The organism is Clostridium aminobutyricum (genome assembly GCF_017255415.1).
In the GTDB taxonomy this organism is placed as follows: domain Bacteria; phylum Bacillota; class Clostridia; order Peptostreptococcales; family Anaerovoracaceae; genus Aminipila; species Aminipila aminobutyrica.
Window position 1 is genome coordinate 1,277,879 of sequence record NZ_JAFJZZ010000001.1, and the last position, 17,524, is coordinate 1,295,402.

Below are 17,524 nucleotides of genomic sequence, written 5' to 3' on the forward strand. Positions count from 1 at the left end.
AAATCCAAATAGATTTTTTTACACGAAGATTATTTTACTTGAAACCCAATTACCAGGAACCGCCTCCGCCTCCGCCAAATCCGCCGCCGGTAAAGCCTCCGCCACCGGAGAATCCTCCCATTCCGCTGCCGCTGCCCTCGCTGGATGGAATCACGATATGGTCGCTAAACGTTCTCGTATAATTGTTCATCATACTCATAAAAATCCACGTATTAAACATATTGCCGGTAACACTGCCTGTATACCAAGTTGGCGGTTCTATGTTGATTTGCTCAAATTTTTTGGCCCATTTATCACTTAGTCCAAACACATAGGCATACGGAAGCACGTTATAGAAGTAACTCGGATTTTGTTCCACTAAACGTTTAATTCGATCCAGCTCTGCCACGTCAATAAACTCCTTAAACCCCAGCAATTTACCCATTAATTTTGCACTGTGATTCGTTCTTTTTTTCATGAATATAGTAAAGACCACTGAAAGTAAGGTGCTGGCAGTCATGATCACAGCTGGGAGCAATCCGGCTGCTTTCCACATGCCGTAAAATTCTGAAAAGAACCCTATCCCAGTAGCGATAAGCCCTGAAACCACAAGAATCCGTCGGCTGGACGCTTTCATCGCATCCTTCCTATCATAAGCAATGATCAGCATGATGGCGCCTAGAAATACAATATTTGTAATAACAACACCAACCAAAATAAATTCATCTTTCATCGTTCCGATCGCTCCGAAGACATATCCTCCTATGATGGGCACTAGCATAAACAGGAAGCTGAACACTCTCGCTAAAGTAGAACCTAACGTGTATACCCTTTTATCACGATCTTTATTGTAATACCCTTGCAATTGAGTAATAGAAGCCTTATAGTTCGCATAGAAATCTTCGCCTAATTCCTGTAGGTTTACTTGCTCTCTATTTTTGAAAATACCTTCAAACAAGGTCTGTTCAAATATCTTCGCATCTGCCGGAAATTCCTTTTCCTTATATAAAGTAAATTGGTCTGCGCCCTGCTCTTCAATTCTCAAATATCCCTTGTCGGCAAAGTAGATGATCATGGAAATAATGTCCTTCTTATCAACCACACCATCCACAATATATCCGACCTCTGCAGGCGTCATCCCTGCCGGCGGGTAGAATTCCACTGTTTTTACAATTTGAGGGTCTCTTCCGAATATAAACCATAGCCCTGCGATCACTATAGGCGGTACGATCATGAAAATGAACATGATCAAAAATGCCCAATCATTGGTTATTTCTCCTTGGAAATAATCATTCGGCAATTCCAAAATAAGCGTTACACCTTCACCTAATGCAAGATCTTGTACCTGAGCCGTAAGTGTCATGCCATCCGAAACAAACCAAGACATCTTATCCGAACTTATACTGCCGTAAATGCCTGAAGTAAATTCTGCATTTGCTGCATTGAACGATTTTGGCATCTGTATGCTCATCGCAGATTTGCCAATCGGACTCTCCCATCCTGTGGGAATTAAATCCCAATAAAGCACATCAAAGTCCTGGATACCGTCATCATATAATCGACAGCGATAGGAGATGGTATATTCCTGCGGGCCGTAAACCGTTTTGGATTCCGAACCGATTTTCAATACCAAGTTGTCGTTTTCACGGGAAGTGCTATAATCACAAGAAACTCCATTTAATTTGATATCCACTTGGTCTATCTTCATTTTCTGATTTATTTCTACGACTTTATCGTTCATCTGAACTTTCGTCTTTCCTTTATACGGAATATAGCGATAAATCCCATGGCGTTCTTCCGAAAAATTAACTTTTATAGTCTCTGTCACATAAATCGTATTATTTTCTTCCACTGTAAGATTCGTATCATATTCATTTGTTGCAAACCCTCCCGACCCATAAACAGGTTCGGCAAAGAGCGGCATAGACAGCCCAATGAATAATACGGCAATAAACCCTATTGCCGTAAATCTTTTCCACCTTTTCTTCATTAGAATTGCACCTTCACAACTTTTCTTTCTGTTTCATCCTCTACTTCAAACATTGGCTTTCTAACAAAATTAAAAACCTTTGCTATAATAAGGCTCGGAAAGCTTTCACATTTTGTATTAAAGGTCCGAACTACCGCATTATAATACTTTCTGGAGTTGGCAATATCCTCTTCCACCCTTTGCAGCTGTTGCTGCAAGTCCAGAAAATTTGTATTTGCTTTCAAATCAGGATAAGATTCTGCCAATGCAAATAAATTCTTTAAGGTCCCCGATAAAATATTTTCATTGGTCAGCTTATCTTCTACGGTAGTCGCACTCTGTGCTTTATTTCTCGCAGAAATGACCTTTTCTAAGGTTCCTGCTTCATGTGCCGCATAACCTTTCACGGTCTCCACTAGATTCGGAATCAAATCATATCGCTTTTTCAGATAAACATCCATCGTAGAAAAAGCTTCTTCTACGCTGTTTTTTAACTTTATAAATCCATTATATCCTGCAGCAAACCAAATCGCTATGATAGCAGCCACCACCATTAAAATAATAATCTCCATTTTTATCCTCCATTTTTCCTATTATGTACACTAGATATCATTCTATTTTCCCTCTATTTAATACTCCAATCAATAAATTCATCCTGTTTGCTTAAAAATTCATTCGTCTTCGAAAAATATCTGCCGCCCCAAAAACCGTTATGCGCAGACAAAGGACTTGGATGGGCACCTTCCAAAATCAAATGATTCGGATTCGTAATCAATGCTTTCTTTGCTCTGGCCGGTCTGCCCCAAAGGATAAATACCATCGGCTTTTCGCGTTCATTCAGTAACTGAATTACTTTATCGGTAAAGATTTCCCACCCTTTTCCTTGGTGTGAATTAGCTTGACCTTTTCGAACTGTTAAAACGGTGTTCAAGAGCATTACGCCATGATCTGCCCAATCTTCCAGACAGCCGTGCTCCGGAGGGTCTATACCCAGATCACTTTTTAGCTCCTTAAAAATATTTTGAAGCGAAGGCGGTTTGGGCACACCTTTTTTCACGGAAAAACAAAGACCATGAGCTTGTCCCGGTTCATGGTATGGGTCCTGTCCCAAAATAACCGCTTTCACATCATTATAAGAAGTATGTTTTAAAGCGGAAAAAATATTGTTTACATGCGGATAGATTATTTCATTTGTATACTCTTCTTTCAAAAAAGCTCTTAACTTCAAATAATAGTCCTTTTTAAATTCATCTTCTAAAATTTCATCCCACTCATTTCCTAAATGAACCATATTCCTTTTTCCCCTTCTCTTATTTATCTTGTCAAATTTACTATAAATTATATAATGTTTCCCTCAAAAATACAAATTTATTGTATACTAGCACTATGAGTACGATTTATTTATCCGAACATGCAAATTATATATTAATTGACTATCTAAAAAGCTTAGGCCATCATTTGATTTTTATCCGTTCTACGGATTTAGTCTATGACGCAGTGTCTGCTCACCCTGACATCTATCTATGTAAAATGGGGGCAGATAAAAGGGCCTCCGTATTTATAGGAGATAAAACTCAGCTTGGTTTCGAGTACCCTCAAAATATCGGGTTTAATGCTGTATGCATGGGGCATTATTTTATTCATAACTTAAAATACACTTCTCCGGAACTTATGGAGACGGCAAGAAATCAAGGAATGACATTTATCCACGTGAAGCAAGGTTATACGAAATGCAATACGGTTGTCGTAGATGAAAACGCCATCATCACATCTGATGCGGGGATTGTAAAAGCTTTAAATCCATTCCATATGGAGATATTACTGATTCAAAGCGGCTATGTAAATCTGCCGGGATTGCCGTATGGTTTTTTAGGAGGCGCCTCCGGTCGAGTAGGTAATCAGATCGTTTTCAACGGCAACCTGGAGCAGCATCCTGACTGTAAACGAATCTGCGAATTTATTGAATCTCGAGGCCTTTCTGTTCACTACTTTCGAGAATATGAGCTGGAGGATATCGGTTCCATCATCGAAACGGACTCAAACGACTCTTTCGGCTATTATTGATAAACTCAAGTGATTCTATTTATATATTAAGACGATGAAAATCGATCAACGGTATTAACAATGCCGGACAAAATGGTAAAGGAAGAAACATGAAAAAACATGCCATTATACCTATTTTTATTCCTCATGAAGGCTGTCCGAACGACTGTGTTTTCTGCAATCAGAAAAAAATAACTGCACGGCAGCAACCTGTCGAGGCAAGCGATGTAAAGGATATTATTGAACAGTATTTAACGACCCTTGCAGGCCGGGGACTTGAAACCATAGAGGTGGCTTTTTTCGGCGGAAGTTTTACGGGACTTTCCATTGAAAAGCAAAGCAGTTATCTTGCGGTAGCAAAAGCCTATAAAGAGAATGGGCAAATCGATAAAATTCACCTGTCTACCAGGCCGGATTATATCAATGAAGAAATTCTGACAAATCTCAAAAACTATGGAGTTGATATCATTGAACTTGGTGTACAATCTTTTGACGAAGAAGTCCTAAAGCAATCCAACAGAGGACATGACAGTACCATCGTTTACGAGAGCTGCCGGTTAATCAAAGGATTTGGATTTGAGTTGGGCATTCAGCTTATGATTGGCTTGCCGGGTGATACCCATGAAAAATCCATCTATTCCGCAAAAGAAACCGTAAAAATCGGGCCTTCTATCGCTAGGCTTTATCCTACCATCGTTATAGAGGATACAGAGCTATACGAGATGTATTGTCATGGCAGCTACCAACCGCTCTCTCAAGAGGAAGCCATTGATACCACAAAAGAAATGGTTCAAATCCTTAACCAGGCAGGCATTCGGATTATTCGCATAGGCCTCAAAAGCACGGATTTGATTCAAGAAAACGGGGTGATCTCAGGCGGTACCTACCACCCTGCCTTCCGGCAGCTCGTGGAATCCGAAATTGCAAAGGAAATGTTAGAAAACCAGCTTACCAACCTTCAAAACAACTCTCTCTCCGATCCATTGGTACTTTCTTTCGAGAGCAATCAAAAATGTTTCTCCAATATGATTGGAAATAAACGCAGCAATAAAGAATATTTTGCCAGCAAATACCCGCATATAAAAATTGTATATAAAACAAATAGTTTCCTTGCAGACCATCAATATATTGTGATACAATAGTAAATTATATTAAAATATAATTTATTGATTTAATATATTAGAACAATTTACCCCGCAATTTTTTGTAAGTTTTAACAACACCCTAAAGGAGGACGATTAAATGAAAGCAGTCATTACAGTGATCGGAAAAGATATGGTAGGTATCTTAGCAAAAGTAAGTACCACCTGTGCAGAGGCAAACGCAAATGTTATTGAAGTAACGCAATCTGTTCTTCAAGAATACTTCGCGATGGTTATGTTGATCGACATATCTAAAATGAACTGTGAACTTGACACCTTAAAAGAAAATCTGCATAAGAATGTAGCGGATATGACTATCCACGTAATGCATGAGGATATTTTCAATTCAATGCACAGAATTTAATTACGGGGAGGAAAACAGAATGCTGAATATGACAGATATCATGGAAACAATCACCATGATACAAGATGAGAACTTAGATATCCGTACCATTACAATGGGAATTTCTTTACTGGACTGCTGTGACAGTGATATCGATAAGTCCTGTGAAAAAGTATACAACAAAATCTACAGCTATGCCAAAGATTTGGTAAAGACCGGCGAAGACATCGAAAAGATGTACGGTATTCCGATTGTCAATAAGAGAATAGCCGTTACCCCTATCGCTATGTTAGTGGGTGCTTCCGGCGGCGACCCCATCCAATATGCTAAGACCTTGGACAAGGTTGCTAAAGATATCGGTATCAACTTTATCGGCGGTTTCTCCGCACTGGTTCACAAAGGATTCTCTCCTGGAGATAAAGAGTTAATCGAATCCATTCCAAGCGCCTTGGCTGAAACAGAGTTTGTATGTTCTTCTATTAACATCGGTTCTACCAAAGCCGGTATCAATATGGATGCCGTTAAACTGATGGGGAAAATCGTCAAAGAAGCCGCTGAAAAGACAAAAGATAATCAATGTATCGGTGCGGCAAAGTTAGTCGTTTTCTGCAATGCACCGGAAGACAATCCATTCATGGCAGGTGCATTCCATGGGCCTGGAGAACCGGATTGCATTATTAATGTCGGTGTTTCGGGACCGGGAGTCGTACGAGCTGCACTTGCGAAAATGCCTGATGATGCTGATTTAACTGAAATTGCAGATATGATTAAGAAGACTGCTTTCAAGATCACCCGTATGGGTCAGCTGGTTGGCTCAGAAGCCTCCAAACGTCTCGGTGTTCCCTTTGGTATCATTGACCTATCTCTTGCACCGACTCCGGCTATCGGCGATTCAGTAGCCCATATTCTTGAAGAAATCGGACTGGAACAATGCGGTGCCCACGGCACCACGGCAGCACTTGCGATGTTAAATGATGCTGTGAAAAAAGGCGGCGTTATGGCTTCTTCTAATGTCGGCGGACTATCCGGTGCCTTTATCCCTGTAACAGAAGATGCCGGGATGATCGCGGCGGCACGCGCAGGTGTTTTAACCATCGAAAAACTCGAAGCCATGACCGCAGTTTGCTCCGTCGGTTTGGACATGATTGTTATACCGGGTGAGACACCGCCTGAGGTAATTTCCGCTATCATAGCAGATGAAGCGGCCATCGGTATGGTAAACTCCAAAACAACAGCTGTCAGAGTGATTCCTGCAATCGGCCTAGAGGAAGGAGAAGAATTGGATTTCGGAGGGCTTCTCGGAATGGGGCCTGTTATGAAACTCAATACAAAATCTCCTGCGAAAATGATCAATCGAGGCGGCAGAATTCCTGCTCCGCTTCAAAGCTTAAAGAACTAATAAAAAAATAGAAGGGTGCCTCCTATGAGACACCCTTTTTTGTTATTCTGTATTTACCTTTTATCTTTAACGATATAGTAAAATTTGATTTTATATCTAAAAAATTCTCGTTTTATAAAGGTAGATATCCCATTACATTGCATAACAAAATCGGTAAAAAAATGGCGGGCAGATAATTCATTACTTTAAACTGCGTGACACCAATAATGTTCAAACCTAAGGCAATAATCAAAAGAGAACCAGAACAGGTCATTTCCGCTATTACATCATCCCCTAAAAACGGCGAAATATATTGCGCTAACACAACGATGATTCCCTGAAACGCAAATACAAAGCCTGCAGCAAACAAAACTCCGATCCCTAAAGCAGAAGCAAAAATACAGGATGAAATCAAATCCAGCATGGATTTCGTAAACAGCATTTCATTATCTCCAGTCAATCCGGCTTGAAGAGATCCTACAATCGTCATTGCTCCTACGCAAAAAAGCAAACTGGCGGTAGTGAATCCTTCGGCTATAGAAGTTTTTTCGCCCTCTTTTTTAAATCTTTTTTCAAGCTTACTGGCAAAATGATTCAACCGTTTATCTAAATCAACACCTTGTCCGATAATGGCTCCAATAACAATCGAAAGAATAAGTATTAATGCATTTTGTCCCTTTAAACTCCCCGTTATCCCTATGTAAATGGTGCAAAGTGCGATTCCCTTCATAATGATATCCTTCATATTGTCAGGTATCCCTTTTTTAAGCAGAAGGCCAACCGAACTTCCAACCACTACTGCAATAGTATTTACGATCACTCCAAACATCTATGCCTTCCTCCAAATTTCTATTATATTTTGCTATTCTTTTCATTTAAAAAATGTAATACGAAATGATTATTTATAAAGAATTATGTAAACCTTATGCGATATTTTCAATGTCTTTTCCACAGCCCTACAATGCCTAATTTTTCAATAGTATAGCAGTTTTCCACAAATTAAAATAAAATTGTATACAATTTTATCCCAAGCGGGCTGTGTATAACTTTACACGCTCATACCCTTCATATTTCAATAGTTTTTCATTGTTTAAAACTTGTCAAGCTAAATTTATCCACAGGTTTACAACGTTTTGCACGGCATGTTTTTTCAAAAAAACTTGACAAGTAAATTGATAAAACATCCTGTACAAAATTGTCGTTTGCATAACCATCTTGTCAACTCATTTGTTTCAATTTATAAATCAAACTGACAATTTATTCGCTATCTCTTCAATCTTCTTAAGCCGATGATTCATTCCTGATTTTTTTAATGGGGGTTCCATCATATCGGCCATTTCCTGCAAACTGGCATCCGGATTTTCCAACCGCAATACGGCCACTTGATGGAGTTTCTCAGGGAGGAAGCTCAATCCTTTTTTCTGTTCGATTTTCTGTATAGCCTCCAACTGTTTCTGTGCGGCATTCAAGGTTTTATCTAAATTAGCACTATCACAATTGTTGATTCGGTTTGCTTTGTTTCGCATTTCCTTCATAATGCGCACATCCTCAAATTTTAAAAGTTGTCCATGAGCTTTTAATATATTCAAAATGTCTATAATTTGTTCGGATTCTTTCACATATACCACATAATTTTTCTTTCGCTGCACTTGTTTCGCATGAAGTCCGACAAAACTGTTAATTAATTTTTTTACATCGTTGGCTAAAACCTGCGAGCTGCATACGATCTCCATGTGATATCCTTTTTTCGGGTCACTTATGGTCCCCGCCCCTAAAAATACACCTCTAAGATAGGCTTTTCTACAGCATTTTGTTTTAATCAATCCTTCATAAATACCATCGCTGATGTAGTTCATTCCCTCTCGGATCATCAATATGCCAGTTTCACGCAAGATTTGTTCACTCATTTCCTCAGCTCCGATAATAAGCAGATAAGGATCTCCTTTTTTTCTAGTCATTCCCTGTTCTTCGTCGGACTTCGCATCTACCCCAAAGTATTCCTTTATTAAAATTTTATAATGTCTCGCCACAGCCAGGTTATCCGTCGAAAGGACGATTTTAATTTTACCTCCTCCGGCCAACCGAATACTGCCGCACATTCTTATAAACCCTGCTATTTCAGCAATCATGCAGCATTTCTTTTCTTGACTTAGATGTGCTAGCTCATTTTTTGTATCTATTGAAAATGACATTCCAGTAGTTCCTCCATATAAAAAAGCCTCTGCGAGGCGCTTTTAGCTCGCATTCGCTCGCGTTTTAATCATAGATTTTTATGATACTCCATCATATCGCAAACGGTATTTCCCAGCAGATAAAAAAGGAGGTTGTCTCAAAACCAGAGACAACCTCAATCATCAAACACCAAACATCACTATTTTTTCTTAATGCTTAATATTTCTCTCGCTTCATCAGGAGTAGCAATTTCTCTTCCCAGCAATTTTGCAAGTTTAACAGCTTTTTCAACCAGCTCTCCATTGCTCTTTGCCAGAACACCCTTTTCAAGGTAAAGATTATCTTCAAAGCCGACACGAACATGACCGCCCATAATAATGGAAGCTGCCGCCATATCAAATTCAGCTCTGCCTATTCCGGTTCCGGTCCAAGTTGCTCCAGCCGGCAAACTGTCAACACAAAATGCAAGATCGCGGATAGTTGCTGTCATCTGAACGCCCAGCACAAAGTCAAAATGCAAAGGGTGTTCAAGAAGTCCCTTTCGGTCTGCTTTTAAGGCAATATCGAGCATCCCCTTATCAAAGCATTCCAGCTCAGGTTTAATGCCTCTTTCTTTCATGATCTTAGCAAAATTAAAAATTGTATTATCCGTATTAATAAAAATTTCATCTCCACCGAAGTTGCATGTTCCGCAATCCAGCGTAGCAAATTCAGGTGTCGGTTCAATTTCCGTTGACTGTAATCTCTCGAGATCAGTCATTCCTACAGCTCCTCCCGTTGACGGTTGAATAATCACATCCGGGCAAACTTTCAAGATCGCATCTACGCACTCTTGAAAACGTTCTTTACTTTGGGTCGGTGTACCGTCATCTTTTCTTACATGAAGATGAATGATAGCCGCACCGGCATCATAAGCAGATTTTGCCTCACGTACAATTTCTTCAACTGTATAAGGCACTGCAGGATTATGTTCTTTTGTAACTTCCGCACCGCATATTGCGGCAGCAATAATTAGCTTTTCCATATGTTTTCCCCTTTACTTCAATATCGTGGAAACGATATTGACTACACAATAAATAAAAAATAATCAGCAGCAGTCAAATTTTCAGCATAAATTTAACTGACTTAAATTATATCATACAAGCCACGTCGCAGGATGATTCAATGAATGCCTCCTTACGGCAACGCCGCCGTATCAATAATTGCATTCATTATATCATAAAGATTGCCCTTTAATCAAGCGTTCAAAGGTCTCGATGATCGATAGTGATCCTTATTCCTTCTTTTTTAAATTTTTCCGCAAAGACATTCGCCATTGTAACAGAGCGGTGCTGCCCGCCAGTGCACCCAAATGCCAAATTCAAATGATATTTTCCTTCCCTTATGTAACAGGGGATCATATCTTTCAGCATCTTCTCCACATTCGTGATAAAGCTTTGTGATTCGGGAAACTTTAAAACGTAATCCTGTATTTTCTTACTGTTACCGGTCAGTTTTTTTAAACTGGTGATATAATACGGATTGGGAATAAAGCGTACGTCAAGAACCATGTCCGCTTCCAGCGGAATACCATGTTTAAATCCAAAGGAAAAGATATTTAGTACAAAGCTGGCATCTTCTCCTTTTCCGAACAAAGCCTTTATTTCTTCTCTCAGCTTCGCCGCTTTCATATTGGAGGTATCAATGACAAAATCCGAGATGCCTCGAATACTTGCCAACACTTCTCGCTCTCTGTTGATTCCGGTAAGCGTTTCTCCCCCATCAGAAAGCGGATGCTGTCTGCGAGTTTCATTAAAGCGTCGAATAAGCACTTCATCCGATGCCTCTAAGAATAGTATTTTATACTCAAGACCCATCAATTTCAGATCTTGCAGACACGGGTTTATTTCATCAAAGAACTCTCCTCCGCGTATGTCTATAACAAAAGCGGCTTTCTCTATAGAGCTTTTCTGGTTAATAGCCAACGTCATAAAATTTTTAATTAACGCCGGCGGCATATTATCGATACAATAATATCCCAGATCCTCTAAGCAATTTGCTGCTTGCGATTTTCCTGCACCAGATAAGCCTGTCACAATTACTGCTTCCATCTGCTTATCATACCCTTTCTATATTTACAATCCTGTCCAAATCAATTCCAGCCTCTATCGCTCGGTCCAATCCTCCTTGGAAATCTCCGATTCTAGAAGGAACATGAGCATCGCTGCTGATAATAAACCGTACATCCGTCAGAGCTGCCGTTTTAATCTCCTCTACGGTCAAATGCTTGTGCCACGTGCTGATCTCCATTAAAGTTCCTTGTGCTTCACACGCTTTTGCGATAGCTAAAATATCAAAAGGCCCTTTATCTCCGGGATGTGTTAAGATCTTTAAGTTGTTTTCATAGATCGCTCTCACCATCATCTCGGTATTTTTCATTCGCAACCTTCTTATACCTCTTGAATCGAGCTTCCCTCCCTTTCTATGAGGTACATGTTTTTGTAAATAATTTTCAATACAATATCCGTTTAAGACGCCATAGTGATACCCGCCGATAACGAAATCATACTGAGCAAATTCATCCGGTTTAATATCAAGTCCTTTGCCGCTCTTTACAATATTGGCCTCTACACTTAAGCTGATTTCAATATGAGGATAAATCTTCTTGAGCTCTTCAATTTCTCTTCTCATCTCCGGTATGGCACTGCGCTTGATCCCATATGTTAAATGCCCCGGTCCGTGGTCTGTTATTGCGATTTTTACAAGACCTTTTTTTAGTGCCGCTTCCACATTATCCTTAATACTCCCTTTCCCATGAGAAAAAGTTGTGTGGGTATGCAAATCATACAACATACGGTACCCTTTATATACAATTACCTCATCCTTTACAGTTACGCCTTCTGACATAATGAATCAGCCTCCTAATCCCCTAATATACGAACCTCTGGTTCAAGTTGTACACCAAATTTATCTAGCACCGTATTCTGAACCAACTTCATCAGCTCTAGAATATCTGCAGCGGTAGCATCTCCTGTATTAACGACAAAACCTGCATGCAAAGGTGAAACCTGTGCTCCCCCTACGCTGAGTCCTTTTAATCCGGCTTCCTGAATCAACTTTCCCGCAAAATTTCCCGTCGGTCTTTTAAAAAAGCTTCCTGCACTAGGCAAATTAACCGGTTGTTTCGTATTTCGCTTTTCCATTAATTCTTTCATTTTAGCAGCGATTTCATCTCTATTGCCTTTTTTCAGCTTAAATGTGGCACTTAAAATAATATCTTCTGTCTCATGAAAAATGCTATGCCGATACGATAATTGACACTCACTTTTATCTAAATGATATTTTTTCTGCCCATCTACGCGGATCGCCTCCACGGATTCAATCACATCCGCAATCTCTTTTTCATAAGCCCCCGCATTCATAAAGACGGCTCCTCCAACACTGCCGGGAATCCCACTGGCAAATTCAAGGCCTGTCAAACTGTATTCCAAGGCTTCCTTTGCAACTGCAGAAATCCTTGCTCCAGCGTATGCCGTCAAGGTTTCTCCCTTCACTTCAATGTTCGAAAAACAGTCCCCCAATTTTATGATTACTCCTTGATAACCGCTATCCTTTACTAAAACGTTGGTTCCATTTCCCAGAAAAAAGGATTGGATTTCAGACTTCCTTAAAGCTTCCATTGTAACCATCAGTTCCTCTATTGTCTGAGGGATTACAAGAAGTGCGGCTTTTCCGCCTGCTTTAAATGAGGTATATTTTTTCATATCTGCATTTTTTATAACATGTTCTTTCTTTAATATTTTAAGCAGTTCATCGCATAAATCTGCCATGCTCACAGCTGCCTCTATTTTCATTCAGCGGTTTCCTCCCCATTCATCTTTTATTGCCTTTATGTTTACTGTTTCCACAGATTCTTTTATAGTATTTTTATCGCTTATTATTAAGTATCCCTATTGTTGTTATTTTTACACACAAGATACAGCATTATATACGTTGTATATTTATGAATTATATCATATTTTTCTGTCTGCCACACTTAATATATGCTTTTAATGGCTAATTTTACATACTATCTTATTGTTATTATACCCCTCCTTCTTTTATTCAAGCAGGAATCACTTCTGTATATTCATACATCATATTTGAGTATATATAATATTTCATGTATATTTATAGAATTTTATCTTGCAATTCATATATAATCAGTGTATAATCGTTTTTAAAATATAAGCACAGCGAATAATTTTATACATTTCGACAATGAAATTATTCAAGATTGCTTTGATAAAATAAACTTATTAATTTTAAAAGATTTATCATAGAGCATAAATCGTTAGGAGGCAAAGGAAATGGCAAAAGAAAAAATTGTATTAGCTTATTCGGGCGGATTAGACACTTCAGTTATTTTAACTTGGTTAAAAGAAAATTATGATTGCGAAGTAATAGCCGTTTGCTGTGATGCAGGTCAAGGCGAGGATTATGCGGCAGTTGAAAAGAAGGCATATGCAACAGGCGCATCAAAAGCTTACATACTGGATATTAAAGAAGAGTTCATCACAGAATTTATCTGGCCTACTTTAAAAGCAGGCGCGATTTACGAAAATGATTACCTTTTAGGTACTTCCATGGCAAGACCGCTTATGGCACAAAAGCTGGTTGACATTGCAGAAGCAGAAGGTGCCTATATCATTGCCCACGGTTGTACCGGAAAAGGAAATGACCAGGTTCGTTTTGAAACAACCATCAAAGCATTGAATCCTGCGATCAAAATTATCGCTCCTTGGAGAACGTGGGATCTCACTTCCCGTGAAGATTGTATTGAATATGCGAAAGCACATAATATTCCTATCGCACAAACAACTGAAAAGATTTACAGCCGTGACGAAAACATCTGGCACATCAGCCATGAAGGCGGTAACTTGGAAAGTCCATGGAATGAGCACAAGGATGATATTCACGTACTAAGCCTTCCTATCGAAAAAGCCCCTGATCAGGCAACCTATGTTGAAATCGACTTTGAAGAAGGTATTCCTGTTGCTGTAAACGGAGAAAAAATGGATGCAATAACGCTTCTGACTACGTTAAATAAGCTAGGAAGTGCAAACGGCGTAGGAACGATTGATATCATCGAAAACCGTCTGGTAGGAATGAAATCCAGAGGTGTTTATGAAACGCCTGGCGGAACTATTTTATATAAAGCGCATGGAGCTTTAGAAAAATTAATACTTGACAGAGATACGATGCAGTATAAGAATATAGTAGCACAGAAATATTCTCAGTTAGTTTATGATGGCTTATGGTTTACACCATTAAGAGAAGCTATTGCCGCCTTTGTCGATGTTACGCAGGAATTAGTAACCGGTACGGTAAGAATGAAGCTTTACAAAGGTAATGCCGTTTCAGTAGCTTCCAAGTCACCAAACTCACTATACAGTGAAGAATTCGCTACATTCAGTAAGGATGAAGTATATAATCAGAGTGATGCAGAAGGTTTCATCAACCTATTCTCATTGCCTCTTAAGATTAGAGCGATTCAGAAACAATCAAAACAAGGAGGGGCACAAGAAAATGAAGCTTTGGAAAGGAAGATTCTCAAAGGAGGCGACTTCATCCGCTAATGAATTCAATGCGTCAATTGAATTCGACCAGAGGCTGTATAAGCAAGATATCACCGGGAGCATTGCCCATGCAAAGATGCTTGCAAAACAAGGAATACTGGATTCAAGTGATGCGCAATTAATCGAAAAAACGATGCTTGACATATTAAAGGAAATCGAGGACGGAAAAATCACCTTTACCATTGAGCAAGAAGATATTCACATGAATATTGAAAGTATCCTAACCCAGCGAATCGGTCAGCCCGGCAAACGGCTTCATACAGCACGAAGCCGAAACGATCAGGTTGCTGTAGATATTCGTTTATACTTAAAAGATGAAATAAACGAAATCGGTAAGCTCCTTGAAGCGTTAAAGGATACCTTATATACCTTAGCAAAAAATAATCAGGATACCGTCATGCCCGGTTATACGCATCTTCAACGCGCTCAACCGGTTACGCTTGCTCATCATTTGCTCGCGTATTATCAGATGTTTAAAAGAGATGAGGAACGGTTTTCAGATTGTTTAAAGAGAACAGATTCTCTGCCGCTTGGTTCCGGTGCTTTAGCAGGTACGACCTACCATACCGACCGGGATTTTCTGGCGCAAGAGCTGGGATTTGCCAATGTTTGCCCGAATTCCATGGACGCTGTCAGTGATCGGGATTTTGCGGTTGAGTTTTTAAGCTGCTCTTCCATTTGCATGATGCACTTATCCAGATTCTGCGAAGAATTAATCCTATGGAGCACAACAGAATTCAACTTTATTGAAATGGACGATGCATTCAGTACGGGAAGCAGCATCATGCCGCAGAAAAAAAATCCGGATATGGCCGAACTGATTCGAGGAAAAACCGGCCGCGTTTACGGGGATTTGATGACCCTCCTTACGATCATGAAGGGTCTGCCTCTTGCTTATAATAAAGATATGCAGGAAGATAAGCTTCCACTCTTTGATGCGGTCGATACGCTGAAGGCTTCCCTTTCCATTTTCACCGAGATGATTTCGACGATGAAGGTAAACATTGAAAAGATGGAAAAAGCCGTTAAATCAGGTTTTATGAACGCTACAGATGCAGCGGACTATTTGGTGGCGAAAGGCCTTCCGTTCAGAGACTGTCACGAGGTGATCGGCAAGATCGTTCTGTACTGCATTCATGCAGGCAAAGCAATCGAAGAGCTGTCATTAGAAGAGTTAAAAGGATTTTCTGATTTGTTTGATCAGGATATTTACGAAAGTATTGATATCAGAGCTTGCATTGCCGCAAAGAAGTCAAAAGGCTCCACTTCTTTTGAAAGCGTAAAGGAACAACTGAATCAAATCAAAAAATAATAGAGCCGCCGGCAAGAAGTTTTTCTTATCGGCGGTATTTTCATGCGTTTCTTATTTAATCTTCAGCAGTCATCTGAAGCAGTATGTCCAGTCTATTGTATATGCTTCTTTCTAAAGCGCCGTAAAAAGGCTGGATATCTCCTGCGTTCAAGTACTTCATCACTGCTGTATTGTATTCGCGCTCACTTAATCGCAGTTCAAAAATCGGATATCCGTCCCGCAGTAAGCTATAATACATCACCAGCCTCGCTACCGCTTCCGAATACAACTCAAACGGATAGATTTCAAACAACTTATTATGTAAATAGGCCGCTCTCAATAGTGGATTTCTTTCCGCAGCCTCTTCATAGCTCCATTTAATAAATTCTTTTAAAAGATGTTCAATGTCCTTCCAATGCGGAGGATTATAATCCAAGGTGTATAATGTTGGGTTGGACATGCGAAGAACAGTACCTTCTCCTTCGCTCAGGATTTCATAAAATTGTTCCAGAATTTTATAGCTGATTTCACTGTCCATGGCCAGTAGATCATCCATAAACAATAGGCATTGGATATACTTTTTAATAATAAAATGATCACTTACCGTAGCTTCGACTATAAATTCCCCCTCCAAAATGCGGACCACCTGCTCTTTAGTAATATTGCTGCCGTCAAGCCGCAGCAAAGTGTATATCATCTCACATAGTTCTGATTTTTTAATCTGTTCTTTCATCTGCGGGGCGTATGGTTTTCTGCTGTCCAGATTTTTTTTCTTACTAAGAATTTCCTGATACATTTGACACCTCCTACCATGAATCTACTTTTGTACATTTTAACACAATATGGTATAATTACATATATATATTTAACAATAAACCGAGGAGGTTTTTTTATATGCCATCAAGTTTTTATGACATCACTTCACTTTCACTTTATGATGTAAACATTGCATCCATCTTTACCCGGTTGCTTCTAGCGGTCATTTTAGGTGGAATCATCGGATTAGAGCGAGGAGCGGCCAATCATCCTGCTGGTTTTAGGACTCATATCTTGGTCTGTGTAGGCTCTACTTTAGCGATGCTGACCGACCAATATATCTTTCAATTTTTAACACCGATCGCAGACCCTGCCAGATTGGGTGCTCAAGTGATTACAGGCGTCGGCTTTTTAGGGGTTGGCACCATCTTTGTAACAGGACGACATCGAATCAAAGGTCTCACCACGGCAGCAGGCCTTTGGGCGTCGGCATGTTTGGGCCTTGCCATTGGAATCGGTTTTTATTCCGGTGCCATCATAGCCGGGATACTTATATTTGTCAGCCTTGCCCTGTTTCCAAAAGTAGAAAACCACTTTTTAAAGCATTCCAGATTTCTGAATTTATATGTTGAAGTGGATTCTATTGCAAGCTTTAAAGCCTTTGTCGCTCAGGTGAAGCAGCAGGGTTATCAAGTTTTTGACGCCCACATCAGCAGTTCAGATCCCATTTTAAGAAGCGGGATCGCATTTTATATTTTCATGAAGACACCAAAAGATATAGACCACAATGATATTGTAGAAGAGTTCTATACTTACCAGGGTGTATTTATAATCGATGAGGTCTAAAAAAAGCA

General features: G+C 39.7%; 17 protein-coding genes. 7 read left to right on the plus strand and 10 right to left on the minus strand.

Annotation, left to right across the window (positions count from 1 at the left end; all coding sequences use genetic code 11):
• Positions 1-49 precede the first annotated feature (49 nt).
• The 3 genes from JYB65_RS06055 to JYB65_RS06065 are packed head-to-tail and all read right to left on the minus strand — an operon-like array spanning position 50 to position 3,239.
• The gene (locus tag JYB65_RS06055) at positions 50-1,969 is read right to left on the minus strand and encodes a DUF2207 domain-containing protein (RefSeq protein ID WP_206581688.1); all 1,920 of its coding nucleotides are present in this window, start codon (positions 1,967-1,969) and stop codon (positions 50-52) included.
• A complete protein-coding gene (locus tag JYB65_RS06060) occupies positions 1,969-2,520 on the minus strand; it encodes a LemA family protein (protein WP_206581689.1) in 552 nt (183 codons plus the stop codon). Before JYB65_RS06060 ends, JYB65_RS06055 begins: the two co-directional genes overlap by 1 nt.
• Positions 2,521-2,573: 53 nt before the next feature.
• The gene (locus tag JYB65_RS06065) at positions 2,574-3,239 is read right to left on the minus strand and encodes a uracil-DNA glycosylase (protein ID WP_206581690.1); all 666 of its coding nucleotides are present in this window, start codon (positions 3,237-3,239) and stop codon (positions 2,574-2,576) included.
• A gap of 95 nt (positions 3,240-3,334) precedes the next feature.
• Between JYB65_RS06065 and JYB65_RS06070 the strand changes: the two genes are divergently transcribed.
• The 4 genes from JYB65_RS06070 (at position 3,335) to JYB65_RS06085 (ending at position 6,875) form a co-directional block, all read left to right on the plus strand.
• Entirely contained in the window at positions 3,335-4,012 is a 678-nt protein-coding gene (locus JYB65_RS06070) for a DUF6873 family GME fold protein (RefSeq protein ID WP_206581691.1), read from the plus strand.
• 89 nt (positions 4,013-4,101) lie between these two features.
• Positions 4,102-5,133, plus strand: a complete 1,032-nt coding sequence (locus tag JYB65_RS06075) for an elongator complex protein 3 (RefSeq protein ID WP_206581692.1) — start codon at positions 4,102-4,104, stop codon at positions 5,131-5,133.
• Positions 5,134-5,233: 100 nt separating this feature from the next.
• Positions 5,234-5,497: an ACT domain-containing protein gene (locus JYB65_RS06080; protein ID WP_206581693.1), complete on the plus strand. Its 264-nt coding sequence runs from the start codon at positions 5,234-5,236 to the stop codon at positions 5,495-5,497.
• A gap of 19 nt (positions 5,498-5,516) precedes the next feature.
• Complete coding sequence (locus JYB65_RS06085) at positions 5,517-6,875, plus strand: PFL family protein (RefSeq protein WP_206581694.1); 1,359 nt, start codon at positions 5,517-5,519, stop codon at positions 6,873-6,875.
• Between the two features lie 112 nt (positions 6,876-6,987).
• Here JYB65_RS06085 and JYB65_RS06090 read toward each other — a convergent pair whose 3' ends face one another.
• The 6 genes from JYB65_RS06090 to murB form a co-directional block, all read right to left on the minus strand.
• Complete coding sequence (locus JYB65_RS06090; protein WP_206581695.1) at positions 6,988-7,683, minus strand: DUF554 domain-containing protein; 696 nt, start codon at positions 7,681-7,683, stop codon at positions 6,988-6,990.
• 415 nt (positions 7,684-8,098) lie between these two features.
• Positions 8,099-9,046, minus strand: a complete 948-nt coding sequence (gene whiA / locus JYB65_RS06095; protein ID WP_206581696.1) for a DNA-binding protein WhiA — start codon at positions 9,044-9,046, stop codon at positions 8,099-8,101.
• Between the two features lie 179 nt (positions 9,047-9,225).
• Positions 9,226-10,050: a 3-keto-5-aminohexanoate cleavage enzyme gene (gene kce, locus JYB65_RS06100; protein WP_206581697.1), complete on the minus strand. Its 825-nt coding sequence runs from the start codon at positions 10,048-10,050 to the stop codon at positions 9,226-9,228.
• Positions 10,051-10,270: 220 nt separating this feature from the next.
• Positions 10,271-11,116, minus strand: coding sequence for an RNase adapter RapZ (gene rapZ, locus JYB65_RS06105; RefSeq protein ID WP_206581698.1), 846 nt, complete (start codon positions 11,114-11,116; stop codon positions 10,271-10,273).
• A gap of 7 nt (positions 11,117-11,123) precedes the next feature.
• Positions 11,124-11,912 carry a PHP domain-containing protein gene (locus JYB65_RS06110; protein ID WP_206581699.1) on the minus strand — a complete coding sequence of 263 codons (789 nt, stop codon included), beginning with the start codon at positions 11,910-11,912 and terminating at the stop codon, positions 11,124-11,126.
• A 14-nt stretch (positions 11,913-11,926) separates the two neighbouring features.
• On the minus strand, positions 11,927-12,859 hold the full coding sequence (gene murB, locus JYB65_RS06115) for a UDP-N-acetylmuramate dehydrogenase (protein WP_245156581.1): 933 nt from the start codon (positions 12,857-12,859) through the stop codon (positions 11,927-11,929).
• Between the two features lie 495 nt (positions 12,860-13,354).
• Here murB and JYB65_RS06120 point away from each other — a divergent pair, with 495 nt between their 5' ends.
• Both JYB65_RS06120 and argH read left to right on the plus strand, forming a co-directional pair.
• Entirely contained in the window at positions 13,355-14,623 is a 1,269-nt protein-coding gene (locus tag JYB65_RS06120; RefSeq protein ID WP_206581700.1) for an argininosuccinate synthase, read from the plus strand.
• Positions 14,574-15,935 carry an argininosuccinate lyase gene (gene argH / locus JYB65_RS06125; protein ID WP_206581701.1) on the plus strand — a complete coding sequence of 454 codons (1,362 nt, stop codon included), beginning with the start codon at positions 14,574-14,576 and terminating at the stop codon, positions 15,933-15,935. The genes JYB65_RS06120 and argH overlap by 50 nt, the downstream gene beginning before the upstream one ends.
• A gap of 55 nt (positions 15,936-15,990) precedes the next feature.
• Here the strand turns inward: argH and JYB65_RS06130 are convergent, their stop codons facing one another.
• Positions 15,991-16,710 (minus strand): Fic family protein, encoded by a 720-nt coding sequence (locus JYB65_RS06130; protein WP_206581702.1) that lies wholly within the window; start codon positions 16,708-16,710, stop codon positions 15,991-15,993.
• 98 nt (positions 16,711-16,808) lie between these two features.
• Between JYB65_RS06130 and JYB65_RS06135 the strand changes: the two genes are divergently transcribed.
• On the plus strand, positions 16,809-17,516 hold the full coding sequence (locus JYB65_RS06135) for an MgtC/SapB family protein (protein WP_206581703.1): 708 nt from the start codon (positions 16,809-16,811) through the stop codon (positions 17,514-17,516).
• Positions 17,517-17,524: the final 8 nt, after the last annotated feature.

What these genes read in the sequence shown, in the direction of transcription:
- JYB65_RS06055 (WP_206581688.1), bottom strand. Translation starts at nt 1,969, where the DNA reads ATGAAGAAAAGGTGGAAAAGATTTACGGCAATAGGGTTTATTGCCGTA.
- JYB65_RS06060 (WP_206581689.1), bottom strand. Translation starts at nt 2,520, where the DNA reads ATGGAGATTATTATTTTAATGGTGGTGGCTGCTATCATAGCGATTTGG.
- JYB65_RS06065 (WP_206581690.1), bottom strand. Translation starts at nt 3,239, where the DNA reads ATGGTTCATTTAGGAAATGAGTGGGATGAAATTTTAGAAGATGAATTT.
- JYB65_RS06070 (WP_206581691.1), top strand. Translation starts at nt 3,335, where the DNA reads ATGAGTACGATTTATTTATCCGAACATGCAAATTATATATTAATTGAC.
- JYB65_RS06075 (WP_206581692.1), top strand. Translation starts at nt 4,102, where the DNA reads ATGAAAAAACATGCCATTATACCTATTTTTATTCCTCATGAAGGCTGT.
- JYB65_RS06080 (WP_206581693.1), top strand. Translation starts at nt 5,234, where the DNA reads ATGAAAGCAGTCATTACAGTGATCGGAAAAGATATGGTAGGTATCTTA.
- JYB65_RS06085 (WP_206581694.1), top strand. Translation starts at nt 5,517, where the DNA reads ATGCTGAATATGACAGATATCATGGAAACAATCACCATGATACAAGAT.
- JYB65_RS06090 (WP_206581695.1), bottom strand. Translation starts at nt 7,683, where the DNA reads ATGTTTGGAGTGATCGTAAATACTATTGCAGTAGTGGTTGGAAGTTCG.
- whiA (WP_206581696.1), bottom strand. Translation starts at nt 9,046, where the DNA reads ATGTCATTTTCAATAGATACAAAAAATGAGCTAGCACATCTAAGTCAA.
- kce (WP_206581697.1), bottom strand. Translation starts at nt 10,050, where the DNA reads ATGGAAAAGCTAATTATTGCTGCCGCAATATGCGGTGCGGAAGTTACA.
- rapZ (WP_206581698.1), bottom strand. Translation starts at nt 11,116, where the DNA reads ATGGAAGCAGTAATTGTGACAGGCTTATCTGGTGCAGGAAAATCGCAA.
- JYB65_RS06110 (WP_206581699.1), bottom strand. Translation starts at nt 11,912, where the DNA reads ATGTCAGAAGGCGTAACTGTAAAGGATGAGGTAATTGTATATAAAGGG.
- murB (WP_245156581.1), bottom strand. Translation starts at nt 12,859, where the DNA reads ATGAAAATAGAGGCAGCTGTGAGCATGGCAGATTTATGCGATGAACTG.
- JYB65_RS06120 (WP_206581700.1), top strand. Translation starts at nt 13,355, where the DNA reads ATGGCAAAAGAAAAAATTGTATTAGCTTATTCGGGCGGATTAGACACT.
- argH (WP_206581701.1), top strand. Translation starts at nt 14,574, where the DNA reads ATGAAGCTTTGGAAAGGAAGATTCTCAAAGGAGGCGACTTCATCCGCT.
- JYB65_RS06130 (WP_206581702.1), bottom strand. Translation starts at nt 16,710, where the DNA reads ATGTATCAGGAAATTCTTAGTAAGAAAAAAAATCTGGACAGCAGAAAA.
- JYB65_RS06135 (WP_206581703.1), top strand. Translation starts at nt 16,809, where the DNA reads ATGCCATCAAGTTTTTATGACATCACTTCACTTTCACTTTATGATGTA.